The organism is Gordonia sp. NPDC062954, from assembly GCF_044543825.1.
GTDB classification, from domain to species: domain Bacteria; phylum Actinomycetota; class Actinomycetes; order Mycobacteriales; family Mycobacteriaceae; genus Gordonia; species Gordonia tangerina.
Genome location: NZ_JBITWL010000017.1, coordinates 67,386 through 89,641, shown reverse-complemented (window position 1 = coordinate 89,641; position 22,256 = coordinate 67,386). Strand labels below are relative to the sequence as shown.

General features: G+C 65.8%; 31 protein-coding genes and 1 pseudogene. 13 read left to right on the top strand and 19 right to left on the bottom strand.

The features are described from left to right. Positions 1 to 235 precede the first annotated feature (235 nt). From ACIGKQ_RS16585 to ACIGKQ_RS16540, 10 genes and pseudogenes are all read left to right on the top strand, one after another. The gene (locus ACIGKQ_RS16585; RefSeq protein ID WP_287016323.1) at positions 236 to 388 is read left to right on the top strand and encodes a hypothetical protein; all 153 of its coding nucleotides are present in this window, start codon (positions 236 to 238) and stop codon (positions 386 to 388) included. Beyond that, positions 385 to 1,515 carry an AAA family ATPase gene (locus tag ACIGKQ_RS16580; RefSeq protein ID WP_287016322.1) on the top strand — a complete coding sequence of 377 codons (1,131 nt, stop codon included), beginning with the start codon at positions 385 to 387 and terminating at the stop codon, positions 1,513 to 1,515. The genes ACIGKQ_RS16585 and ACIGKQ_RS16580 overlap by 4 nt, the downstream gene beginning before the upstream one ends. Positions 1,516 to 1,657: 142 nt before the next feature. Next, complete coding sequence (locus tag ACIGKQ_RS16575; protein WP_287016321.1) at positions 1,658 to 2,074, top strand: endonuclease VII domain-containing protein; 417 nt, start codon at positions 1,658 to 1,660, stop codon at positions 2,072 to 2,074. Then, the gene (locus ACIGKQ_RS16570) at positions 2,071 to 2,529 is read left to right on the top strand and encodes a hypothetical protein (RefSeq protein WP_287016320.1); all 459 of its coding nucleotides are present in this window, start codon (positions 2,071 to 2,073) and stop codon (positions 2,527 to 2,529) included. The genes ACIGKQ_RS16575 and ACIGKQ_RS16570 overlap by 4 nt, the downstream gene beginning before the upstream one ends. Continuing rightward, complete coding sequence (locus ACIGKQ_RS16565) at positions 2,526 to 2,837, top strand: hypothetical protein (RefSeq protein WP_287016319.1); 312 nt, start codon at positions 2,526 to 2,528, stop codon at positions 2,835 to 2,837. Before ACIGKQ_RS16570 ends, ACIGKQ_RS16565 begins: the two co-directional genes overlap by 4 nt. A 32-nt stretch (positions 2,838 to 2,869) precedes the next feature. Next, positions 2,870 to 3,688 carry a hypothetical protein gene (locus ACIGKQ_RS16560; RefSeq protein ID WP_287016318.1) on the top strand — a complete coding sequence of 273 codons (819 nt, stop codon included), beginning with the start codon at positions 2,870 to 2,872 and terminating at the stop codon, positions 3,686 to 3,688. Positions 3,689 to 3,717: 29 nt separating this feature from the next. Continuing rightward, a complete protein-coding gene (locus tag ACIGKQ_RS16555; RefSeq protein WP_287016317.1) occupies positions 3,718 to 3,909 on the top strand; it encodes a hypothetical protein in 192 nt (63 codons plus the stop codon). Between the two features lie 17 nt (positions 3,910 to 3,926). Beyond that, positions 3,927 to 4,151 carry a hypothetical protein gene (locus ACIGKQ_RS16550; RefSeq protein WP_287016316.1) on the top strand — a complete coding sequence of 75 codons (225 nt, stop codon included), beginning with the start codon at positions 3,927 to 3,929 and terminating at the stop codon, positions 4,149 to 4,151. Positions 4,152 to 4,203: 52 nt separating this feature from the next. Next, the gene (locus ACIGKQ_RS16545) at positions 4,204 to 4,947 is read left to right on the top strand and encodes a recombinase family protein (protein ID WP_287016315.1); all 744 of its coding nucleotides are present in this window, start codon (positions 4,204 to 4,206) and stop codon (positions 4,945 to 4,947) included. Between the two features lie 324 nt (positions 4,948 to 5,271). Further along, a pseudogene (locus tag ACIGKQ_RS16540) lies at positions 5,272 to 5,436 on the top strand (phage antirepressor Ant); the annotation flags it as partial. Positions 5,437 to 5,547: 111 nt separating this feature from the next. Here ACIGKQ_RS16540 and ACIGKQ_RS16535 read toward each other — a convergent pair. The 5 genes from ACIGKQ_RS16535 to ACIGKQ_RS16515 all read right to left on the bottom strand — a co-directional run bounded on the left by ACIGKQ_RS16535 (position 5,548) and on the right by ACIGKQ_RS16515 (position 8,656). Next, complete coding sequence (locus ACIGKQ_RS16535; protein WP_287016314.1) at positions 5,548 to 5,943, bottom strand: DUF4234 domain-containing protein; 396 nt, start codon at positions 5,941 to 5,943, stop codon at positions 5,548 to 5,550. A gap of 102 nt (positions 5,944 to 6,045) precedes the next feature. Beyond that, positions 6,046 to 6,861, bottom strand: coding sequence for a tyrosine-type recombinase/integrase (locus tag ACIGKQ_RS16530; protein ID WP_287016313.1), 816 nt, complete (start codon positions 6,859 to 6,861; stop codon positions 6,046 to 6,048). Between the two features lie 12 nt (positions 6,862 to 6,873). Continuing rightward, a complete protein-coding gene (locus ACIGKQ_RS16525) occupies positions 6,874 to 8,145 on the bottom strand; it encodes a tyrosine-type recombinase/integrase (RefSeq protein ID WP_287016312.1) in 1,272 nt (423 codons plus the stop codon). Continuing rightward, positions 8,142 to 8,318: a hypothetical protein gene (locus tag ACIGKQ_RS16520; protein ID WP_287016311.1), complete on the bottom strand. Its 177-nt coding sequence runs from the start codon at positions 8,316 to 8,318 to the stop codon at positions 8,142 to 8,144. The genes ACIGKQ_RS16525 and ACIGKQ_RS16520 overlap by 4 nt, the downstream gene beginning before the upstream one ends. Next, the gene (locus tag ACIGKQ_RS16515; protein WP_287016310.1) at positions 8,315 to 8,656 is read right to left on the bottom strand and encodes a hypothetical protein; all 342 of its coding nucleotides are present in this window, start codon (positions 8,654 to 8,656) and stop codon (positions 8,315 to 8,317) included. The genes ACIGKQ_RS16520 and ACIGKQ_RS16515 overlap by 4 nt, the downstream gene beginning before the upstream one ends. Positions 8,657 to 9,122: 466 nt before the next feature. On the opposite strand from ACIGKQ_RS16515, the gene ACIGKQ_RS16510 reads away from it, so the two are divergent. Both ACIGKQ_RS16510 and ACIGKQ_RS16505 read left to right on the top strand, forming a co-directional pair. Next, positions 9,123 to 13,529 carry a hypothetical protein gene (locus ACIGKQ_RS16510; protein WP_287016309.1) on the top strand — a complete coding sequence of 1,469 codons (4,407 nt, stop codon included), beginning with the start codon at positions 9,123 to 9,125 and terminating at the stop codon, positions 13,527 to 13,529. A 31-nt stretch (positions 13,530 to 13,560) separates the two neighbouring features. Next, positions 13,561 to 13,992: a WhiB family transcriptional regulator gene (locus ACIGKQ_RS16505; RefSeq protein ID WP_287016308.1), complete on the top strand. Its 432-nt coding sequence runs from the start codon at positions 13,561 to 13,563 to the stop codon at positions 13,990 to 13,992. 3 nt (positions 13,993 to 13,995) lie between these two features. Here the strand turns inward: ACIGKQ_RS16505 and ACIGKQ_RS16500 are convergent, their stop codons facing one another. Next, positions 13,996 to 14,397 carry a hypothetical protein gene (locus ACIGKQ_RS16500; RefSeq protein ID WP_287016307.1) on the bottom strand — a complete coding sequence of 134 codons (402 nt, stop codon included), beginning with the start codon at positions 14,395 to 14,397 and terminating at the stop codon, positions 13,996 to 13,998. Positions 14,398 to 14,573: 176 nt separating this feature from the next. Next, positions 14,574 to 15,185, bottom strand: coding sequence for a hypothetical protein (locus ACIGKQ_RS16495; protein ID WP_287016306.1), 612 nt, complete (start codon positions 15,183 to 15,185; stop codon positions 14,574 to 14,576). Between the two features lie 117 nt (positions 15,186 to 15,302). Between ACIGKQ_RS16495 and ACIGKQ_RS16490 the strand changes: the two genes are divergently transcribed. Beyond that, positions 15,303 to 16,778 carry an ATP-binding protein gene (locus ACIGKQ_RS16490; RefSeq protein WP_287016305.1) on the top strand — a complete coding sequence of 492 codons (1,476 nt, stop codon included), beginning with the start codon at positions 15,303 to 15,305 and terminating at the stop codon, positions 16,776 to 16,778. A gap of 394 nt (positions 16,779 to 17,172) precedes the next feature. Here ACIGKQ_RS16490 and ACIGKQ_RS16485 read toward each other — a convergent pair whose 3' ends face one another. From ACIGKQ_RS16485 to ACIGKQ_RS16430, 12 genes are all read right to left on the bottom strand, one after another. Further along, positions 17,173 to 17,859, bottom strand: a complete 687-nt coding sequence (locus ACIGKQ_RS16485; RefSeq protein WP_396574488.1) for a hypothetical protein — start codon at positions 17,857 to 17,859, stop codon at positions 17,173 to 17,175. Positions 17,860 to 18,032: 173 nt separating this feature from the next. After that, positions 18,033 to 18,407: a hypothetical protein gene (locus ACIGKQ_RS16480; RefSeq protein ID WP_396574487.1), complete on the bottom strand. Its 375-nt coding sequence runs from the start codon at positions 18,405 to 18,407 to the stop codon at positions 18,033 to 18,035. Between the two features lie 49 nt (positions 18,408 to 18,456). After that, positions 18,457 to 18,810 carry a hypothetical protein gene (locus ACIGKQ_RS16475; RefSeq protein ID WP_396574486.1) on the bottom strand — a complete coding sequence of 118 codons (354 nt, stop codon included), beginning with the start codon at positions 18,808 to 18,810 and terminating at the stop codon, positions 18,457 to 18,459. A gap of 197 nt (positions 18,811 to 19,007) precedes the next feature. Then, entirely contained in the window at positions 19,008 to 19,271 is a 264-nt protein-coding gene (locus ACIGKQ_RS16470; RefSeq protein WP_396574485.1) for a hypothetical protein, read from the bottom strand. Further along, positions 19,268 to 20,152, bottom strand: coding sequence for a major capsid protein (locus tag ACIGKQ_RS16465; protein WP_396574484.1), 885 nt, complete (start codon positions 20,150 to 20,152; stop codon positions 19,268 to 19,270). Before ACIGKQ_RS16465 ends, ACIGKQ_RS16470 begins: the two co-directional genes overlap by 4 nt. Positions 20,153 to 20,169: 17 nt before the next feature. Next, a complete protein-coding gene (locus ACIGKQ_RS16460) occupies positions 20,170 to 20,544 on the bottom strand; it encodes a capsid cement protein (protein ID WP_396574483.1) in 375 nt (124 codons plus the stop codon). After that, positions 20,460 to 20,918, bottom strand: coding sequence for a helix-turn-helix domain-containing protein (locus ACIGKQ_RS16455; RefSeq protein WP_396574499.1), 459 nt, complete (start codon positions 20,916 to 20,918; stop codon positions 20,460 to 20,462). Before ACIGKQ_RS16455 ends, ACIGKQ_RS16460 begins: the two co-directional genes overlap by 85 nt. Positions 20,919 to 20,923: 5 nt before the next feature. After that, positions 20,924 to 21,169, bottom strand: coding sequence for a hypothetical protein (locus ACIGKQ_RS16450; RefSeq protein ID WP_396574482.1), 246 nt, complete (start codon positions 21,167 to 21,169; stop codon positions 20,924 to 20,926). Further along, complete coding sequence (locus ACIGKQ_RS16445; RefSeq protein ID WP_396574481.1) at positions 21,166 to 21,306, bottom strand: hypothetical protein; 141 nt, start codon at positions 21,304 to 21,306, stop codon at positions 21,166 to 21,168. Before ACIGKQ_RS16445 ends, ACIGKQ_RS16450 begins: the two co-directional genes overlap by 4 nt. Then, positions 21,303 to 21,428, bottom strand: a complete 126-nt coding sequence (locus ACIGKQ_RS16440; protein WP_396574480.1) for a hypothetical protein — start codon at positions 21,426 to 21,428, stop codon at positions 21,303 to 21,305. The genes ACIGKQ_RS16445 and ACIGKQ_RS16440 overlap by 4 nt, the downstream gene beginning before the upstream one ends. A 42-nt stretch (positions 21,429 to 21,470) precedes the next feature. Next, a complete protein-coding gene (locus tag ACIGKQ_RS16435; protein ID WP_396574479.1) occupies positions 21,471 to 21,776 on the bottom strand; it encodes a hypothetical protein in 306 nt (101 codons plus the stop codon). Beyond that, complete coding sequence (locus ACIGKQ_RS16430) at positions 21,773 to 22,135, bottom strand: hypothetical protein (RefSeq protein WP_396574478.1); 363 nt, start codon at positions 22,133 to 22,135, stop codon at positions 21,773 to 21,775. Before ACIGKQ_RS16430 ends, ACIGKQ_RS16435 begins: the two co-directional genes overlap by 4 nt. Positions 22,136 to 22,256: the final 121 nt, after the last annotated feature.

The following is a 22,256-nucleotide window of genomic DNA, read 5'->3' as shown; positions in this document are numbered from 1 at the left end:
CATGACACAGCGAAAGGGCCCCGAGGCAACCGGGACCCTTTCGGAAACACACGACTCGACGACGCGTATCCACCAGTGTAATCGGGACACCGACAATTCCCGGGAACTCGCCGCCGGTCTCCGCCGACGTGGCGAAGCGCGTTCGTATCTCGCGATCGGCGAATGCCCGACGTGCGGTGAGGGAGTTGTCGACCCATGGCCTCATCGGTGCGAAAACGACGCGTCCCTCGCGGCGGTGGACGCATGGGCGCACGCCGTCGATGCGCTACTCGCCGCGGGTCTCACGCCGATGCTTCCCGCGCCCGTGGCCCGCGCGCTATGGCGTCGCGGCGGTAGCGACCGGGACCTCGCGGCGCTGGTCGCCGACCGCGGGGGAGTGATCGCGTGAAACCGAACCACTCGCCGGTCGCACGCGAAATCCTCGAGCGATCCGAGCCCGACGATCCGTACGCGGGTGTGCCGCCGCTGACCGACGAACCGGAAGAGTCGACCGCGGCGCGGCGCATCCCGCTCCGAGATCGCCTGCTCACCGTGTCAGAGCTCGCCGACCTCGAACCGCCGACCCCGCTGCTCGAAGGTCTGCTCTACCGCGACACCCTCGCCCAACTCGCCGCCACCGCCGGCAGCTACAAGACGTTCGTCGCGATCGCCATGAGCTGCTCCATCGCGTTGGGAGAGAACTGGGAGGGCCACGCGGTACCCGCCGCCGAGAAAGTCGTGTACGTCGCAGCTGAGGGCGCGTCCGGACTGCGAGCGCGCATCCTCGGATGGTGCGAGCTCTCCGGCTACGACCCGGCCCGCCTCGACGGGCAGCTCTACGTCCTGCCCTGCCCGATCCAACTCAACGACGTCGTCGATGTATCCGAGGCCTGCGAACTTGCGCAGCAAGTCGGCGCCGGGCTCGTCGTCCTCGACACCCGCGCAAAATGCACTCTCGGGCTCGAGGAGAACAGCGCGACCGAGCAGGGTCGAGCGATCGCCGCGGCCGAACGAATCCAAGCCGCGGCCGGCTGCACAGTGTTCGCGATCCACCACGCTGGCCGCAACGGCACCAACCCGCGCGGCTCCACCGCCTGGGACGGCGGAGTGTGGACCGACCTACGCATGGAGGGCGCCGACCTCATCGCGAAAGTGAAGTGCGAGAAGCACAAGGACGCCCCGTCAGGCTGCGAACACCAGTTCCGCATGGTGCACCACACGGTGTCTCAGGACCTGATGCCCGGTGTCAGAGAAACCGCACGTCGCACCCTCGTAACAGTCTCAATCGACGATGAGACTCAAGGCCAAAATCTCACGGCCAGTGAGACCAAAGTGTGGGACGCCATTGAGACCGCCCCAACCAGCGCAGGACTGTCCACCAGCGTCCTGATCGAGCTGTCAGAGGCCAGCCGGGCATCAGTCTTCCGAGCACTAAAAACGCTGCAAGGCAAAGGTTTTGTCCGCAACATCGGGACCGAGAAGCGGCCAGCATACGTCGGTACCGAGCTGGGTCGTCAGCAGATGGGTGGCCGCTGATGTCTCACGAGTCTCACGCAGGTCTCACGCGAATCTCACCGAAACGGTCTCAGTCTCACCGGGCCACCACCCTTAGGGTGGCCCGGGATGAGACTCTGCGACTGAGATCGACCTCAACAGCGGAAGAATCGGCAGGTCGGCTATGACGACTCCCCGCCGCTGCAAAGACTGCCCACCCGAATCAACACTCGAAGCTCGATGGCCCGGGCCGCGCTGCTTCGAACACCACCGCACCCGCCAGAAGATCGTCGCCGCCAGAGAACACCAGACCCGCGTCGTCCGCGACTTCGACCTCGACCCAGGTGACTACGACCGCCTACTCATCGCCCAAGGCGGCCGCTGCGCCATCTGCTGGAAGAAACCCACCCGCTCCCGCCGACTCGCAGTCGACCACGACCACACCACCGGCGACGTCCGCGGCCTGCTCTGCCACTGGTGCAACCACCGACTCCTCGGCCGCTGGTCCCTCGCGGCCCTCCGCCGGGCCGTCACCTACCTCCAACACCCTCCGGCCCGAGAAATCCTCGGCGCCATCACCACCGAAAGGAACCCGAAATGACCGACCAGCACGCCGCCGACATGAACCTCATCAACAAAGGCGCTGCCGCAGCCCGCCAACTCCTCGCGCAAATCGAGGAAGCACAGCGCGAACAGCCCGCCAAGCTCGCCGACATGCGCAGGCGCGCCGCCATCGAAAGCGACCGCTGCCGCGTCGAGGAACCCTGGCTCGACCACGTCAGCGCGATACCGAGCTACACCACCGACGGCGAAGTGACCGACGAGTTCATCGACCTCGACAACCTCGACGAACATGGCAGACCCAAACCCCAGGCACGCCAGAACGCCATATCAATTCGAGCAGCACGACGCCGCATATACGGAACACACCGCCAGCACCTAGCCCCAATCATCACCAGCCGATGCGGAGCACCCACCCGGTACGGCCGCCTCTGCCAGCAAGCAGTCAACAACGACGGAGAACGATGCAGCCGACATCAGGACGACCACCTATGAACAGTCACATCGTCAGGACACCCACACACAAGACACCGGCCGAAGGCCGCCACGATCCGGGAAAGGTTGGCGCAGCGCTCGCCAGCGATCTCGTCGTCGCTCGGACGCGTCAGCAGATCGACGAGACCATCGGGGTGGCTGCAGCTCTTATCCAGAGCGACGCGGACCTCGTCACCGTTCTGCGAGAAGCGCTGTCGCGCATCGTCGAAGCCGGCCATGCACCAGGTCGAGGCAATTTGACCGCGTCCGCGCAGCACACCTATCCGGCGACCCGCCGGTCCGTCTTCGACCCCGAAAGCTGCCGATGATCTTCCGCCGACACTCGAGAGGCCAACCCACCATGACAGACCCAACACACCCGATCAGCAACGCTGACACTGAAGAACAGGCCGTGGAGCCGGCCCCGCCCACCGAGGCGCCGCATCGGTTCGACCCGTGGAAACTCGCCGCCGCCTGGGCTCACGCAGCCGGTGTCAGCTCCGACGGACACGGCACCCCAGTGCGTCGCAGCCGCTACTACACGTGGCAGCCGATTCGGCCCGCTGAGTTCCGCGCACAGCTCGCCGAACACGCTGCGGCTGCCGGATGGCCCACCGACCGTCTCCGTGGCCGCCTCGACGCACTCGAGCAGGCTGCTCGCGAGATCCTGCGCACCTTCTACCGCGCCCCAGCAGATGCGCCGATCCGCACCCGCCCGACCGACCCTCCACCCACGTGGGCGCGCCGTGGCGAACAGAACGCTTTGCCTTCTCCGCTCGAACCGCTGTCGGTCGCCCAGGTGTGGGTCGCCGAGCAGTGCTACACCAGCGAAGGGCGCGGCATCGCCCGCATCCTCGGAATACTCCACACCTGGGATTCGGACACCGGTACGTGGGAACGGTTGGACGGCCAAGTGCGCGACGCGCTCCGTGAGTTCATCGACGGCGCTCGCTACTGGCAACAGGCTGCTGATGGCGACGTCCTGTGCCCTTTCGAGTACGTCACTACCGCGATCGTCGACGCGGCGGAGGAACTGCTGCCCTGGCCGGGCGATCGGTTCCCGACCGACCCGGGCAAGGTCGCCGCGGTCGATCGGGCACGCGCGGCTGAGCAGCCACCGGCCCACACGTACATCGAAACCGCAGGCAGGCTGCGGTTCTCCGCGATCCCCAACACCTAGACCGGACTTATCGGAAGGAAACTCACGTCATGAATCGGAACCTGTGGAAGCTGATGTTCGGTGAGCAGGGTGTCGAGATCATCGAGTCCCGCGACGCCATCGAGGCACTGTCAGAGCTGCTGTCAGAGCAGCAGGTCGAGCACTACCTCTACCGCCGAGCCGACATCGACTCGCCCTGGACCTACGTCGGCGCCGGCGCACCGGTCGTACGAGCGGGGTGATCAGCATCGTGAGTAGCGTGACCGACGTGGACACACCACGCTCGATCGCGGCCGAGGCGCTGGGCGCGGCCTTCACCGGCCCGCCCACGCAACGGCTCGCCACCGCCGTAACTGTGGCCGAATACCTTGAGCGGATACTCACGCTGATCGAGGCCGGCGAGGTCAAGGCAACTGAACGTGAGGCCACACGGATCGAAGGTGCAGTCCTCGCGTTGCGTGCCGTCGCTGACCGCGAACCGTAACAGTGGCCCCGTAACACGTAACGGTGACGACCGTCAGTGTTACAGTGGGGTGGTGAGTGCACCCACCAACCCAATCCCCGGCCGCCGCCGTCGCAACGCCGCGTCTGCACCGCCGAACACTGCTGTCGCCTACGTGCGCGTGTCCACCGAAGAACAGGCAGCATCGGGTGCCGGCCTCGCCGCGCAGCGGGCGACGATCGAAGCGGAAGCGCAGCGGCAGGGATGGACCATCGTTGGCTGGGACGTCGACGACATCTCCGGTGGGATTGCTCCGGCGAAGCGGCCGGGCCTGACGAACGCGCTCACCACGGTGCGTGACCGCAAGGCGGCGATCCTGGTGGCCGCCAAGCTGGACCGGCTGTCGCGGTCGATGACCGACGCTGCGGCTCTGCTGGACCGATCGACCCGCGAGGGCTGGCAGCTGGTCACCTGCGACATGGCCGCCGACACCAGCACGCCGCACGGCCGGGCCGCCGCGCACATGATCATGACGTTCGCCGAGCTTGAGCGCGGCATGATCTCGCAGCGGACTCGGGACGCTCTGGCGGCGCGCAAGGCGGCTGGGGTGCGCCTCGGGAAGCCGACTGCGCTCGGTGACGATGTGTTGCGGCGCATCATCGGCGAGGCGTCGCGTGGGCAGAGTCTGCGGGCGATCGCCTCGGGGCTGATGGCCGACGACGTCCGTACCGGGTCGGGGAACGCCCGTTGGTATCCGGCTCAGGTGCAGCGAGCGTTGGACTGTCAGCGCGCCCATGAGCTCTCTTCGGAGATGTTCACCGAGGATGCGGCGGTGTGAACCGGCCGAGTGCTGCGGAGATGTTCGCGGCCCGTGATGCTGGTCGCCGCGCCCAGGTGGGTGCCGTGAATCCATTCACTGGGCGCGGGCATTTGGCGGTCGCGTGGCGGCACGGCTACAGGGCCAACCTCGCCGCCAGGATGCGAGAAGTGAACACCCGCCGCGGCAAGTGATCGCTCTCTCTACCTGGGGAACCGCGGGGGGTGACCTCCAACGCAAAGGGGAGTCAGTGACAGCTTGTCACCCACTCCCTGTGCTCGCGCGTTCGACGCGATCCGTCAGACGCGAGAGGGCGGCACCGAGTACTGGTCGGCTCGTGACTTAATGCCGCTGATGGGATACAGCGCCTGGCGGAACTTTGTTGTACCGCTCACTCGTGCGATGAAAGCCGCTCGCAACCAGGGGCACGACGTCGATCGTGACTTTGCGGTATCCCGCAAAGTCACCGGGTCTCCGGGGCCAGACGCGGAGAACTTCGAACTGACACGATTTGCGGCGTACCTCGTGGCCATGAACGGCGATCCGAACAAGGCGGAGGTGGCGGCGGCGCAGGCGTACTTCGCGGTCAAGACCCGTGAAGCTGAGACCCGATCCGCGCCGTCAGGCTGCTGCGGGGCGGGTGACCTGATGGCTGGCCTGAATGTCGGCGAGGGTGTTGATCCGCCGCTGCACATACCGCGGTGTCGACGCGAACCAGAGACCCGACCACAGCCACGTCATCACCGGCGACACCCGCGTCGGCGACCCGATCATCGCGTGCGCGTCGTTGAGACGCTTGGCCGTCTTCGACAGCCCGTACAGCCCGTAGAACGGGATGATCTGCGACCACCAGCGACCCCACGCGGCGTGATCCTCGCGGACGAAAGCAGCGAGTTCACGGTTGATGCGGTGGTACCAGACGAGGTAGTAGATGCCGAAGGTGATGACGCACAGCCACCACAGTCCCCAGGCGCCTTGCTTGCGGATGGGTACGAGGTTGAGAGCGGGTCCGGTCATAGTGGGGGTTCTCCAATCCGAGTAGGTCGAGCGGGATCGTAATCGCGAGGCCCGACAGGCGATCACGTGTTTGCCTGGAATCGTCCAAATGGATGATCTGATCTATAGGCGGTCGATTGCTGAACGTTTCCGCTCGTCGCAGACAGCGGTGTAGATCGCGGTGGTCTGCAGCGTCGCGTGCCTCATCAGTTCCTGCACGACTCGCAGATCGGCGCCTTCGTTGACCAGTCGGGTGCCGAATGTGTGCCGCAACTGATGGGCGGTCGTGTGGGGGACACCATTGTGAAGCATGTGCAGGCGCAGCCGCATGCTGACCTCACGGCCACCGAGGTGGCGTGCACGTTGCGACGGAAACCAATACCCAGAGGCGGGCATCTGTTTGGCATGCTCGATCAGTCGCGGGTGGGCGGGAATGACGTAGCGGCCGCCGCCCTTCCCGGCGATCTCGATGGTCTTGGTGCCGAGGTTGAGATTGCGTGCAGCGAACCGGGCGATCTCGGCGACCCGAAGACCAGCGAGCCCTGCCAGCAACAGCATCGCCTTGAGGTCGGCTCGGTCGGCCGTGTCGACGAGATGCTCGTACTGCTCGGGCGCGATCGGGCGGGGATGCGCGGGCGGACGTCTCGGGGCCTTGATGGTCGTCATCGGGTTGTCCTCGCGCAGGTGCTGGCCGATGGCCCAGACATAGAACATCTTCAGGTGGGAGTGGAACACGCTCTTGGTGACCGCTGCACGATCGGGTCGACCGAGCCACATCGCGAGGTCGCCGGTTGTTGCGTCGAGCAGGGACATTCCGCTGTCGCGTTCGAACCTCCGCATTGTTCCTGTGCGGTCTTGGACGGTGCGCCGAGTCTTGCCTTCGGCGTACATGTGGGTAGCCCACCGATCGATGTGGGTGGGTTCAACCGTGGTGGTCATGATTCGCCCTCATCAGCCTGCGATGTTGAGATGACGCGGACCGTGTTGCGACACGGCGTTGACGACCGCGCGCATCGTCGAGTCATCGATCGCCACATAACGCTGAGTCGTCGCGACCGATGAATGACCCATCAGTCGCTGCAGGGTGAGTAGGTCGCGGCTCGTCGCGTACGCCTGGGTCGCGAAGCGGTGCCGCAGTTGATGCATGGTGGTCGACGTGTCGCCGAGTTGTCGGCGGACCAGTTCACCCACGCGGCGCGGCGACAGATGGCCTTTGTCGTCCAGGCCGGGGAACAGATAGCGGACATGCCCGTCGAGCTCGGCTCGGATCGCCGCGGCCAGACCGTCGGGCACTGGCAGCATGCGGTCCTTCTCGCCCTTGCCGTGCACGAGGAGCTGCCATCCCTCGTCTGCGCGCGTGAGGTCTCTGGCATGCACGCACGCGACTTCGGCGCGGCGTAGCCCGAGTTCGGCGGACAGCCGCATCATGAGCCTGATGCGTTCCTCGGCGCCTGTGAAGGCGTCGGCGTATGCGCGCTCGCTGGCTGGTCGGGGATCGCTCTGGCCAGCCTTCACGCGCGGTAGGTGATTGGCGGGGCTGGTTTCGATGCGGCCGTCGACGACCGCCCACGCGTAGAACGCGCGGATGCTGCCTCGCACGGACCGACGAAACTCGGGTTTCCAGTCGTCGCGCTCGGACATGTAGTCGATCAGGTCGTCGAGGGTGACCTCGCCGGGTTCGATGGGGTCGATCCAGCGTGCGAGGGTGCCGAGTTGCTGCATGCGGGTGGTCACCGAGGGAGATGTCTGTCCGCCGGCTCGCATGTAGCGGCGATAGCTCTCCATCCACGACGCCCACGCCGAAGGGACTGGGAGTGGTGCAGGGCCGGTGAGCGGCCGTTCGGGGTTGGCGGATGCGCGGTCCCGCAAGCGCTGGTCACCGGCCGCGCCGATCGCTACTGGCAGTGTTCGGGCGGGATCAACCGGAATGATGCCCTGCTCGTGGAGGTGTCGGAAGAATGCGCGGATGGCCTTGACGTTGTTGCGGTAGGTGGTGGGTTGCCAGGTGCGGGCGTCGATGTAGCGGCGCAGCACCTCGGCGGTCACCTGCGTCGGGTCGCCGGTGTCGTCCTGGATGGCTCGGGCGAGGTTGCGTAGGCAGGTGCAGCGGGTCCGGACGGTCGATTCGGCGGTTCCGCCGGCGCGGGAGCGATCAGCCCAACGGTCGATCGGGCGTGACCAGGTGTCGAGGAGGCTGGTGCGGGATTGGATTGCGGGTCTCATGCTGGGTCCTGTCGCAGGTTGTCGGGATGGACGGTGTCGGTGGTGCCGTCGGCCCATCGCACGACCACGCTGTCTTTGCGGAAGCGCACGATCCGGCAGCGCAGCGACTGTCGCTCGAGCAGTCCGACGTAGGTGGCCGGTCCGTGGCTGAGTCCCCATTGGTCGGTGGTCATGCGGTGCCGTCCTCGGTGAGTAGGGCGAGGCCGGCGTCGAACTCGGCGTCGATGATGCCTTTGCCGCGTAGCAGGGCGGCGGCGAGGTCGCCAGCTTCTTGGGCGGAGAGCGATATGGCGAGTTCGTTCCAGATCGCCAGAGACAGGCTCGATGTGAGGTTGATGTCGGACTCGTACTCGAGGTGCACGCCGAGCCGGTAGCCGCCGGCTGAGCGGGTTTCGGCGGGGAACGGCAGCTGCAGCAGCCATGCAGACCGGTAGACCGCCGTGTCGTTGTAGGTCTGTTCGTCGTCCCACCACTGGTCGTTGCCGGGCATTGTGTCCTCAGGGTCGTTCATTGTGTCCTCTCCGCCATGGTTGTGTTCGTCGCTCGGCGCCGCGCCGTGAGTGACGGCTGATGATGACTCCGCTTGGATGCGCGCGGCCCGTGAGGCGAGGGACAAGTGAGCCCTCGCCTCACGGGCAGTTTCCGACGTCCCTGAAGGTGCGCTGCCGTATTCGCTGATCGTCATGCCGCAAAGCGTAAGACACGTTCATGGATTTGAAAAGAATTGTGGCACAGGAGGATACGGTTCGCATTGTATCCTCTATTGACCGATTAAAGTGCCTGGCCTGCGTAAACGTTGTTCCCATCATGGGGGCAAGGTTCGATATCGGGCCCGAAATTCGACCCAAACTCGCGTATCTGAGACGCGCGGTTCGAAGACCTGGGGAGTGTCGGGGACTGGCGATACTCTGAATTTCGAACAGTAACGCGCTGCTGGCCGTGGGCCGGGCGACCGGGCTTGGAAGGCCAGCGCGACATTGACTGCACCGTGGGCTGAGGCGTCCGTCGAGGCCAGCCTCGACTACGGCGACATCGACGAGGATTTGCGGCGCCGACTCACACAGTCGGTGGCTGTGGCCACGCGCGCCTGTCAACGCCACTTCGACGGCCTCGAGAAGCACGCTAAACGGCAAGCTCAACAGACGGCATCGCATTACGAACGTGAGTTCGGGAAGATGCGGCGCGACGCCGAACGCACTGGGCAGCAGATTCGGCGGGCGCTCGACACGGATGTGTCGGTGCAGTTGCACATCGATTCGACGCAGGCGTTCGCCGACCTCCGCCGGGTGCACGCCCAGATGCAGACGTGGTTGGATCGCAACCCACTGCAGGTGCGCCTGGATATCGACAACGATTCGGTGACCCGCCTGATTCGTGATCTGGATCGGGTGCAGCAGACGTCGCAACGGTTGGGTGGGCAGCGGGGGAACCCGTTCGCCGACATGGCGGATGGGGCGGCCAAGGCGTCGTTGTCGTTCGCGAAGTGGACCGGCCTTGCTGGGGCTGCGGTGGTGTCGGTGGGGTCGCTGGTGCCGCTGGTGTCGGCGTTGGGTGCCGGCCTGTTCGCTGTGGGTGGGGCTGCCGCCGGCGCCGGTGTCGCCGGGTTGACTGCGGTCGCCGCGACCACTGCCACACTCAAAGTGGCGTTTGCCGGGATGGGGGAGGCGTTCAAGAACGCGTTCGACCCCGAGCAGGCCGACAAATTCAATGAGGCGCTGGCGAAACTCGCACCACAAGCCCAGTCGACTGTGCTTGCGGTGCAGGGGTTGGTGGCGGAGTGGAAAAACTCGGGCGCCCAGTTGGCTGTGCAGGACGCACTGTTCGCCGGGTTGGGGGACCGGCTGGCCGCCCTGGACCGCTACCTCCCGGCGGTGCGGGATGCGATGCTCACGATCGCTGACGGCTTCAACGAGGGCGCGAAATCGGCGCTCGCGTTCATGGATTCGACGGCCGGGTTTCAGTCGTTGTCGGCGATCCTGGCGGGGGCGGCGAACATCGGCGCCAACTTCGGCAGCGCACTCGGCAACCTGCTGCCCGGGTTGGCGGCCGTAGCGCAGGGCGCGCTGGCCGTGTTCTCCCCCATGACCGACGGGATCGCTGGTGCTACCCGATCGTTGTCGGACTTTCTGGTCGAGGCCCAGCAGTCAGGTCAGATCGCCGATTTCTTCCGCAACGCCGTCGATCTGGCCACCCAGTTCGGGCAGGTCCTTGGCACAGTCGGATCGATCCTCGGCGGTGTCTTCCGGGCGGCTTCGGCCGCTGGCGGCGGTGACCTGCTCGGCGGACTGCTGCAGTCGCTGCGGCAGGTGTCGGAGTTCGCCAACAGTGCAGGCGGTCAGAACGCGCTGACCACATTCTTCACCTCGGCGCGTGAAGCGATGGGCGCAATCGTGCCGGTGTTCCTGAAGGTGGTCGAGGTGATCGGCACACAGGTAGCGCCGATCATCGCGGAGCTCGCCAAGACTCTGGGGCCGGCGCTGACACCAGCGATCGAGGCCATCGGCCGCGGCATCAGCCAGACAGCGCCACAGATCACCGGTCTCGGCGACGCGTTCGCCGACATCATCCGCCTCGTCACGCCGATCCTGCCGATGCTGATCCAGCTCGCACCCACCATCGTCGGTATCGCGGGCGCGTTCAAGCTGTGGACGACTGCGACGAAAGCGATCACCGCGGCGCAGACGCTGATGAACATCGCGATGCGCGCCAACCCGATCATCCTGATCGGCACGCTCGTCGCCGGGTTGGCGGTCGCGTTGTGGGCGTTCTTCACCAAGACCGAGACCGGCCGCAAGATTTGGGACACCGTGTGGAACGGCATCAAGTCGGCGCTGTCGACGGCCTGGGAGTTCATCAAACCGATCTTCGAGGCCCTGAAGAACGCCGTGAAGTGGGTCGGTGATGCTGCGGTCTGGTTGTGGCAGAACGCAATAGTGCCGGCCTGGGACGGCATCAAGCGGGCTATCGGGGTGGCCTGGGACATCATCAAGGGCATCTTCGACGCGTGGAAGTCGGCGATCGACAAGGTCGTCGAGGTCGTCATGTGGTTGTGGAACAACGCGGTTGTGCCGGCCTTCGACGGCATCAAGAATGCGATCTCGGCGGCGTGGGACTTCATCTCGCCGATCTATGAGCATTTCAAGCGAGGGTTCCAACGCATCGGCGACGCTGCGGTCGGATTCAAAGACATAGTGGCCGGGGCGTTCAACTGGGTCAAGGATGTCGCCTCCAGCGTGTGGGACACCCTGTCGAGCATCTTCAGCAAAATCGAGTCCGGGTTCAACGCGGTCAAGGGGATCATCTCGAAAATCCCGGGCCTGGGGTTCCTCGGCGGGCACGCCGGCGGTGGCCTGATCGCCGGATACGCGACGGGCGGGCCCGTGAAAGACTACCGGCGGGGTGGTCGGACGTCGGGGCCCGGCACCGGCACCTCCGACAGCATCCTGTCGCGGCTGTCCGACGGCGAATACGTGGAACCCGAACGGGTCGTCAACCGCCGCACACTGCCGATCCTCGAGGCGATCCGGCGGGGGTGGACGCCGTCACCAGAGTTTGTGCGGGCTGTCGTCACCGGCGACTACCGCAACACCCGCAACGGCGACCTCGCTGGACTGCTCCCGGGGTTCGCTGGTGGTGGGCAGGTGTCGGCCGACCAGTTGGTCAATTTCGCGCGCGGTGTGGAGGGCAAACCGTACGAGTGGGGTGGCGTCAACTGGGGTGACTGCTCGGGTGCGGTGTCGGCGATCGCCAACTATGCGACCGGCCGAGACCCGTTCGGATCCCGCTTCGCGACCGCATCGGAGGCCGGTGAGCTCGCCGCCCGCGGCTTCCAACCCGGGTTGGGGCCGGCAGGGTCGCTGAACGTGGGCTGGTACAACGGCGGCCCGTACGGCGGGCACACCGCCGCCACCCTGCCCGATGGCACCAACTTCGAGATGGGTGGGGCGCGCGGCGACGGCCAGTTCGGTGGTCAGGCGGCCGGCGCCAACCACCCCGATTTCACCGACCACGCCCACCTTCCGCCCGAGTATTTCGGTGGTCTGGATGCGGGGGCGCCAACCACCGCGACACCGGGTGTCGATTTGGCGGGCAGCCCGTTCGGGTCCGGCGGCGGTGGCGGGTCGTCGGGCGGGGCGAGTTACGGCAACGCAGGTGGTACGTCGTCGATCGGTTCGGCGGCCGCGGCGAAGTCGAACGGCATCACCCCGGTGTGGGTGGAGAACTGGCCCGCCGCGATGGTCGCCGGTGGTGGTGTGCCGACGGGTGCGTACACGGCGGGGGTGGATGCTGGTGCGCCGTCGGGGTTGTCGGCGGGTAGCGATGTGGTTCCGTCGGCCGGTGATGTGTCCGGGGAGGCGTCGACCGCGCAGGCGTTGAAGTCGCAGCAGGCGGTCACCGACGCGAAACGTGCCGAGGCCGCGGCGACCGAAAAGTTGCGGGTCGCGCAGATGCGGCTCGACGAGGCCCGTAATGCGCCGATCGACGGGAAGACAGCGAAGGCGCGGGCGTCACAGTCAGCGGCGAAGTCGCAGCGCATCCAAACGGCGCAGCGGGCTGTCGATGCCGCCCAGGATGCGGTGGATCAGGCGAAAACGAAGACGGGGCAGGCGAACAGTGCCGCCCAGTTGGGTGATGATCCGACGCGGGAGGCGCGCGCCGAGTTGGCGGCAGCCAAGGCCCGTGATGCGGTGGCCGCCGCCACTGACCGTCAGGAGCAGGCTGAGGCGAAACTCGATCAGGTGCGTGGGGATCCGAAGTCGTCGCCGTCGGAGATCGCCGCCGCGGAGGCCGCGGTGAGCAAGGCCCGCGACAAGGTGACGTCGGCGACGGAGAAAGCGCAGATCGCGGAAACCGCGATCGGGGAGGCCCGCGCCAAGGATGAGAAGGCGGCCGCGAAAAAGGCTGCGACCGAGCAGAACAAGATGAACAAGCGGCAGGGGCTCAACGAGTCGTTGCCGTCGAGTCTCACTGATCTGCCCGCGTATGCGATTCGGGCGCCGCTGGTGACGTCGATCGACGACCGTATCGCCGCGACCCCCGGATTGTTGGGCGGCTACGACAACAGCAAGGCGCAAACCACCATCGGCAGCCGTGTGGGTGGGGTGGCTGACGCGTTCCTCGGCGGCCAACTGGGGGCGGTGTTCGACACGTTCGGATACTCCGGGACACCACCGATCCTGTCGGCGATCTCCCAATACCAGCAGGACAATCCGGCGAGCACCGGTGCCGAGGACGGCGCTGTCACCAAGAACCTCACAGACCTCGTTCGCGATCTGCCGCCGATGGTCGTGAACATCTACGCGGACGGCAAGAGCGGCAAGCAGATCGCGCAGGAGGTCGACGCCGCCCGCAAGCGTCGGATGCGGAGGTACATCGGACCATGACCGACACACTACGACCGGGGTCGATCACCGCATGACTGGCTCGACTACCGGCGCCGCTCGGCGCACTGCGAGGCCGGCGAGCTATGACGTGGTGAGCCTGCTCGAACAGATCCTTGCCGGATCGGCTGACCTTCACGGCGCGGCCTGCACATCGCATCCGCGATTGTTCGATCCCGACATCAGTCACCGGACGCTGGGCTACGCGTCCGCCGACGAGCGGCACCGCGAGGTGGCGGCGACCTGTGTCGGATGCCCGGTGCGCCGAGAGTGCTGGGCATGGGCGCAACGAACACCCCGGCTACGAGTCAGCGGGCCGACCGCGGCCACCATGCACGTCGGGTCGGTGCTGCGGTCGGTGCCGTCGCAGCGCGAAGAGCAGCCGGAGATGAGCCCTACGGTGACGGTGAGAGGCCGGCGCGGAGCCCGCAGCCGGGTCCGGGGGTCACGACACCGCCGGCGGTAGCGGTCACGCGATCGCGATGTCTTCGGCCTCGACGAGCTCACCAACCGCGAGGACCCGCCAGTGGTCATGTGCAGTCCGGCTATCGGCGATGTGGGGTCGGCGCACCAGGGTCACCACCGAGTTGTCCTCGACGTCCTCGGCGCGCAACAACAGATACGCGACGCCCGGCGCTTCGAATACGGGTGGTATCGCCACCTCGCGACGATCGATGGCGGCGAGTGTCTCGTCGCGTCGGACGACGAAGTCGGTGAGGCTTTCCTCGGCGACGACGTCCTCGAGCGGCGGCCAGCCGGGCAACCCTTGCAGCGTCAGCATGAAGTCGTAGAACACCTGGACGGGGCCGAGGTACCCCTCCCAGATTGCACGTCGGGCGAAACCTTCCGCGCCAGCAATCCAGTTACTCATAGTGACGATTCTCCTCCAGGCGCGTTGCGTACTGGGTGCTCGGCGCACCGTGTCAACTCCCGTCGATGAAGTGTCAGCCAAGACGGCACGAAGGGCAGCCACGTGCCACGGTGGTGAATGTCTCTATACATCGACGAATGTAGCGGGTCCCGGTGATGGTGCCGGCAGCGAATCCGCTACGGACGCTCGTACTCGCGGTAGATCTTTTCAAGCCCCTCAAGCCGGTGGCCACCCGCTCCCAACCCGACGAGGTAATTCCCGACAAACCCGAACGGGAAACCTGCGTCGACCAGCATGCGCACGTCCTCATCGATCCGCTTGCGGAGAAAAGAGTCTCTGACCGAGTAGCCGTTGTAGCCGGCATCGTGCACCGATTCCATGGCCTCGCGCAGATCCGAATCGATGTCGGGAGCTGGTATGCCAGTGCTGAGGTCGATTGCGCCCGTCGCGGCAGCCCAGCCGGCAACTTCACCTTCGCCGTGCTCGACGACACCGAGGGCGTTCCCGTCGGCCAGACGCATCGCGTCGGCGAGCAGCTCTGATCGGGGGACCAATGCGAGCACCGGACCTCCTGGCCGAGCTGTCATGCTCTTGCTGCTGCCCACGTTGCGGTTCGCAATGAACTGCTCAATCGCTGGGCTTGGGTGTCGTAGATCGCCCTTCTGTGGAATCAGCAGGGCCCGCCGGTGGTAGTCATGCCCAGTCTCACGGAGCCACTTGGCGACTATCTCGACGGCCTCGTCAAGTCCGACCTGCCGGCTGATCCACGCATTGCCTGACGGAGCCACACAAAGAGGTTAGCCGACGTCCGCGAACCTTCTTCTTCCTCGTCGATATGCACCCCAGCTTTCCCGGGCAGCCTCCTGGAAGGTGACTCGGGAGCGACTTGGGCGATCATGAACGGTATGGATTGGAACAACCCCGACGACATGCGTGCGCTCGTGCACCGGCTCCGTTCGCTCTCGGGGGAGAACGAGTGGGTGGAGTTCAAGGTCGACAATGCGGATCCGGTCGAGATCGGCGAGTATATCTCTGCGTTAGCCAACTCCGCGGCCATCGCGGGTCAGGAAACGGCGTTCATGGTCTGGGGCGTTCACGACGAAACCCACGCGATAGTCGGTACGTCATTTCGACCGGAAAGTGCGAAAAAGGGAAGCGAGGACCTGCGTCCGTGGTTACTGCGACTACTGAACCCGCATGTCGACTTCTCGCTGCATTCGGTCGAGGAGGCGGGCAAGGACCTGGTCGTCATGAGGGTGGACGCCGCGTCCAAGCATCCAGTCACATTCAAGAACATTCCGTACGTCCGGATCGGCTCATACAAGAAGCCGCTGAATAGTCATCCTGACCACCAACGGCGCCTGTGGCGGGCGCTCGAGGCGTATTCGTTCGAGCAGGGTACGGCGAAAGGTGACCTGGCCGTGGAAGACATCGTTCAACTCCTCGACTACCCGGCCTTCTTCGCACTTCACAAAGCTCCGCTGCCAGAAAGCCGGTCAGCGATCATCGAGGCACTCGAGAATGCTGGTCTGATACGCCACGACGTGGAGTCTCAATGGCAGATCACGAACGGTGGCGGCCTGCTGTATGCGCGTGACATCGACCATTTCCCGCGGTTGGCGAGGAAAGCGCCACGAGTGATCCTCTATGACGGCACATCCAGAATTAAGGCAAAGAAGGAACAAGTCGGGCACCGCGGATACGCCTCCGGATTTCAGGGCCTGGTCGCCTACATAGCCGCCCAACTGCCAAACAGTGAAGTAATCCAGGATGGCCTGCGAATGGATGAACTGAGATTTCCGCAACTGGTCATCAGAGAACTGGTCGCGAACGCGCTGATCCACCAAGACCTCACGATCACCGGCACCGCTCCTATGGTGGAGATTTTCGATGATCGTATGGAGATCACGAACCCGGGTGTCCCACTCCTCGACCCGTTGCGGTTCATTGACCTGCCTGCGCGATCGCGCAACGAGTTTCTGGCAGCGTCAATGCGGAAGATTGGCGTTGCGGAGGAGCGCGGTAGCGGCTGGGACAAGGTGGCGTCCGAGATCGAGTTCCATCAGCTGCCTCCTGCTCAGATCGAGGTTCGAGATCAGCAAACCCGAGTGACGATCTTCGCTCCTAAGTCGTTGACGAAGATGGACAAACCGGAGAGGGTGTCCGCTGTCTACCAACACGCCTGCCTCAGGTACGTGAGCAACGAGCCCACCAACAACGCCAGCATTCGTGAGCGGTTCGGGATCTCCGACCGAAACAAGGCACTGGCCTCGCGGATTATCAGGGAGGCTATCGACGCCGAACTGGTCACGCCATACGACCCCGCGGCGGGGCCGCGAGTGATGCGCTATGTGCCCTTCTGGGCTGCACCGGACCGCTGATTGTTGATGACAACCTGCTCCTTGCCGGAGTTCGGCTGACTTCCAGTAGCTCTACCTGCGGCGATGGGCTGTGAACTTTGTTGACAGAAAGTTGCAACTTTGCCGACCCCGGGCAGAGACCCGCGCGGCGCGCGCACCTACACGCGCTGCCATCGTCTGAGTGGTTGCTGCATCAGGGCAAACTGTTGGATAAGTGTTGGATCGGGGAGCCATCGCCACTGCCGAGGGGCCGAGACATGTTCTCTGAAATGCATCAATGGAGCCGCCCAGGGGAATCGAACCCCTGACCTATTCACTGAGAACCGTCGAGTCAGATAGGACGTCGAGGTTCGCTCATTCCGGTTATCGCTGGTCGATCGGTTGTGACCGTCGTGTGTGGAGCGGACTCAGTCAGCTATTCCGGTCGTTTGCGTGCCCTAGACGTGTCCGCGGCCTCGCTTTCGAGCTCAGCGAGCTCGTCCTCGAGGGTCACCTCCCAGACGATGCACGGCCGCATCACGTTAGGAGATGCTGAAAGGCTGCACCGCGCGAGTCGCGTTGTCATGCACGTACTTTCCCCTTGCGCACCTCGCGCACCCCGAAAACCCGACCGGTCGCGAAAGCGATTTTCGACGCCGTCAACGCGGACAGGATCGTGTTGGCTGCATCGGCGCTCGAGGTCCGAGAGTTCGACCGACGGCCCTCGACTGCCGTTGTACATCGCCACCGACACTGTCTGTACACCGCTCTTTGGAACTGCGAGGTGGGCCATGCGCGTAACCGTGTGCGGACGGAATAGCCGGGGCACTGTGGCAATCTGTTGGAGCGTTTCTGCGCCTTCGACGAACGCCTCGGCAGGCACCAGCATGTCTGCAACTCCGCGGCCGTTGGGGACGTTGCTCGCCTCGAGACGGACAACCAGTTTGTTTGCCCTCTGATCCAGCGAGGCGAGCACCCACGTAGCGCGCGCTGCGCGGGCGAGATATACCTGATCGATCTCGCGTAGAGAGCGCACGACCTCGTCGAGCGTGTGAGTGAAACGCATCACCTGTGCACGCTCTCGCCCCTGGTGGAAGGTGACTTCCAGCCCCGACGTCGCCATGCGGATCACCGTAGCGGCTAACGGTGACGGTTTCGCATCGTTCTGCACGGAAAGCAGGAGTGCCGCGCAAAAAAATCCCTGACCACCGGCGTGGCAGTCAGGGTGGCCCCCCTCTGAAGACTTGAGGGGGGTGGGGGTGCTGGGTGGGGTTGTGCGGGGGCTGTGTGTGGTTCTCAGGGCCAGCAGGTGATGGCGAGGGGTCCGAGGTCGTTGGGGGTTGGTCGTGGGGGCTGGGTGCCTGTGAGGGCTGGGCGTTGGTCGTCGCGGCTACCGTCGCCGCGTTCCTTGTTGCACAGTCCATGCAGAAGTCGGTCAGCTTTGGTGCCGCCGTGTGCGCGGGGTTGGCTGTGGTCGGCGGCGAGGCTGCCGGATGCGGGGTCGCGGCTGGTGGGGTCGTAGTCGAAGTTGCGGGTGCGGTCGCGGTACATGGGGCGGCCGCACCACCAGCAGGGTGTGCCGTCGACGTGCTTGCTCTTGAGGCCGCGGGCGTGTTGTTGGTGGTCCCAGCCGAGTCCGCGTTGGGTGGTGGTTTTGCGGGGTCGGCTCACCGGCGGGGTCAGGTGTGTACCCCCCTGCCAGGACTTTGAGGGGGTGGGGTCAGTCTGGCCAGCAGTCGATCGCGAGGTGGCCAATGTCGGTGGGGCCGGCGGGTTGGGGCGTGTGTCCGGTGAGGGCTGGGCGTTGGTGGTCTCGGCTGCCGTCGCCGCGTTGTGAGTTGCAGGTTTGGTGCAGCAGGCGGTCGGCGGTGTGTCCGCCTCGGCTGCGGGCGGTGCTGTGATCGGCGCCGAGTGGTTGGCCGTCGAAGTTGCGTTCACGTTCGAGGTACATCGGCCGGTTGCACCACCAGCAGGGTGTGCCGTCGATGTGGCGGCGTCGGAGGCGGGTGGCGTTCTGTTGGTGGGTCCAGCCCAGTCCGCGGGCGGTGGTGGATTTGCGGTGCTGTTTGGGCATGGGCAACACCTGTCTTGTCGGCGTGGTGATGTGGTGATGCCCCCGCGGACCGTGTGGCGGTATCGCGGGGGCATCGTGTCGGCGCTGGCGGGTCTGCGGGAGGAAGGCCTCGCGGTGCGAGAAGAACCCTCGCCGCCATGCATTCCGCGGCCTGGGGATGGAGAACCAGGTGTGCGGTGAGTTTGACGCCGATGTTTCTATCGGTCGGGCCAGTTGATGTCGGTGATCGACGTGGCTGGGTGGATGTTGGCGAGGAACTTCGCGTCGGCCGGGTGTTTGTCGAGGTGGTTGAGCCAGAAGTTGCGGCGGCTCTGCGGCAGCCGGCCGTCGGCGATCGCGGCGTCGATGACGCGTTGATGGTGGCGGCGGCGCTCGGTGTGGTGGGCGGCGGCAACGGTGTCGGTGAGGCCGTGCTCCTCGACTTGCTCGGCGTTGAGGAACCCGTCGACGTCGAGGCTCACGGTGTCACCGTGCCGGTGATGACCTTGACTGCTTGGGGCCGGTCGACGGCGTAGCTGGGCACCGCGTACACCTGGATGAGCTTGTGGCGGTACTTGCGCTCGTCGATGATGTCGACGGTCAGTTGTCGTTCGTAGCCGACGATGCCGGGTTTGCCTTTCTGCAGCACGTAGTTGCGCCCCTCTGCGACGTACGGGTTGGTCATCAGAGTCAGGCCGGCGGCGGTCATCACCTTGTCGAGTTCCTCGCCGTAGCCGACGGCGAGGTTCTCGGCGTCGGTAGCGGAGACGAGCAGGGTGTCGGGGACGAATCCGAGGCGGTCGTCGGAGAACAGCCGCTTGGTGCGGATCATGTCGGCGAGGGGGCGTTGGGCGTTCGGGGTCAGCTGCTCGGGAGGGCCGACGGTCACCAGGGTGTCCCACGCCTCGGAGGCGGGCATGGTGTCGGGGCTCGCGTCGTCGATCGCGGCGAGGGCCTTCACGTTGAGCTTGCGCACCAATGTGTTGGTCAGCTGCAGGATTTTGTTGTTGAGCGCCGAGATGTCACCTCGGTCGATCTCTTCGTCGGTGATCTCGACGGAGGCGCCGTAGTCGCGGACGAGGGCGAGTCGGTATTCGGGGTCGACGGCCCGCACGCGCTGGTATTCGTTGCCCGCTGATCGTTCGACGACGTCGTCGGCGGTGTAGCGTTCGGCGCCGGACAGCCGCGGGTGCAGGATGCCGCCGCCTTGCACGGGGGTGCCGAGTGGGGTGTAGAAAACGCTCAATAGTTCGTTGTTCTCCGCGAGCTCGCCGATCTTGACGCGAATCCAGGTGGGCTGCGACATGATCGTCGCGACGCTGACGCGCTGGTCGGTGAGTTGCGGGGTCAGGATGTTGGTCATGGTGTGGGGCTCCGGGTTCAGTAGAGGCTGATGAGGGCGTCGGTGTCGGCTGTGGCGGCGGTCAGTGCGTAGCCGACGGCGACTCCGGTGGACTTGGTGACGGCCTTGGCGGAGGCGCCTACTTCGACTTCGGCGAACGCGGCGATGGATTCGCCGGCGGTGACCCTCACGACGCGTGCGTTGCCGCGGGCCAGGCCGACGAGTTCGCCAGTGGCGCCGCCGTATTTGGCGACGCCTGCGATTCGGCCGCCGGCGTCGGCGGGGGCGACTGCGGCGACGTCGCCGTCGGCGAGGTTCCCGCTGATCTTCACGAAGCGGGAGGTGGTGATGGTGGCGGTGGCACGCGCGGTGAGGTCGCGTCCTTCGTAGACCGTGACGTCGAGGTTCGGCATCGGGTGGCCCTTTCTGTGAGTCGGTCGGTGACGGCATCAGCGGGGATCTGCCAGCGGCCGGCGACTTGGATGGCGGGGAGCGCGCCGCGGCGGCAGAGTCCGCGGACGTTCTCTCGGCTGCATCCGAGTAGCCGTGCGGCTTGGTCGGTTCCGATGGTGCCGTCTGAATGTGACAGTGACACAACGGTGTCGGGAGTCTGTTCCGTTGTTGGGGCTTCGGAACATTCTCCGGAACGTGCGAGTTGGCGTTCGAGTTCGCGGACGCGTGTGCGGGCGCCAAGGCCCGATCGGCCGGACAGTTGGTCGAGCACGCGTAACGCGGCGGCGAGGAACAGGGCGTCGTCGCCGCTGAGGATGACACCGCGGACCGGCATCGCGGTCACGAGTTCGCCTCGTCGTGGGCGAGTTGACGCAGGTAGGCGGTGAGTTGGTCAGTGACACGGTCGGGCGCAAGCCAGTGGGCGAGGTGGGCGAGGTGGATGATCAACTCGAGTGGTCGGCCTGACTCCGCGGTGGCAGCGAGGATTTCGCGTTGCCCGTCGGCGTCGTCGCGGTGGACGGCGAGGATGAGGGCCGCAGCGCGGCGGGCGTCGTCGAGACCTGGTGCGATCGGTTGCTGGCTCATTTACTCACCCCCGCCTCGGCGTTGCCTCTCGGCGTCAGGATCAGCTCGTGTTCGGTGACGTCGGCCAGTAGAGGCCAGATGTGTGGGGATCGGAACCAGCCTGTCTGGCCGGTCATCTCGTTGCATTGGCGGGTCATGGTTGTTTCTCCTGGTGTTCGGCGGCGTCGACGAGTTGGTCGGCGAGCTGCAGCGCTTCGGCGTCGGTCATCGAGACGATGGGTCGAGCCGATGCGCAGTTGGATCGGCCGGTCGGCGGCACCGGTGCGGCGTACGCGGGCCGGCGCGGTAAGCCCGTGAACCCTCATGAGGCGCCCGCGGTGATGAGTTGGCCGGCTACGGTCCAGCCGACCCAGCGGCTGCGGGGTTCGCTGGCGAGCCAGCGGCGGCAGTCAGGCAGCAAGGGGCACTCATCGCAGAGGGCCAGCGCGGCCGCTCGCCGCCGAAACCGGTGTTGTTGGGGTTCCGACATGGGTGAGGGCTCGAAAAACGCTTCACGGCCCGCACAGGCCGCGCGGGCTCCACGTAGCTCTTTGGTGCCGTCGAGGATCTGCGCCAGCAGGTCGACAGTTCCGTCATGACCCTTGTGGGCGCGGCCCGTCGGTGTCATCGGCGGGCTCCGCTCCGGTGCTGGGCGCAGGCCACACCCGGTCGGGTGACGATCTGGCGACATGGCCGGCCCGCTGCGGTCGGCCGGCAGCAGCGCAGTGGCGCCGCCGCGATCCGGTCATCCCACGAGGACGGAAGTAGGCCCGCCTGCTCGTGGACCGGGTTCTGGTTGCCGAGATCGACGACGTCGGCGTCGAGCTGGCCGGTGTCGACGATCCAGAGTTGGCGGTTCCCGTCGGCGTCGACGGTCTCGCCAGCCTCGAACCCGGGGGAACCGTGGGGGCCTAGCGCAACTCGGGCCAGGGGGTCGAGCAGCTTCGTGCGCGGTTCGTGGTCGTGCTCGTGCTCGTGATCATTCATCCCAGTTTCTCTTTTCGAGGGGGCTCGTTGCTCGCGCGTGCGTCTACTCACGTACCGATTCGCACTCGTCGTCATCAGCTGGTGGGTGGTGCGACCGCGACGCGCGATCGGCTGGTGATCT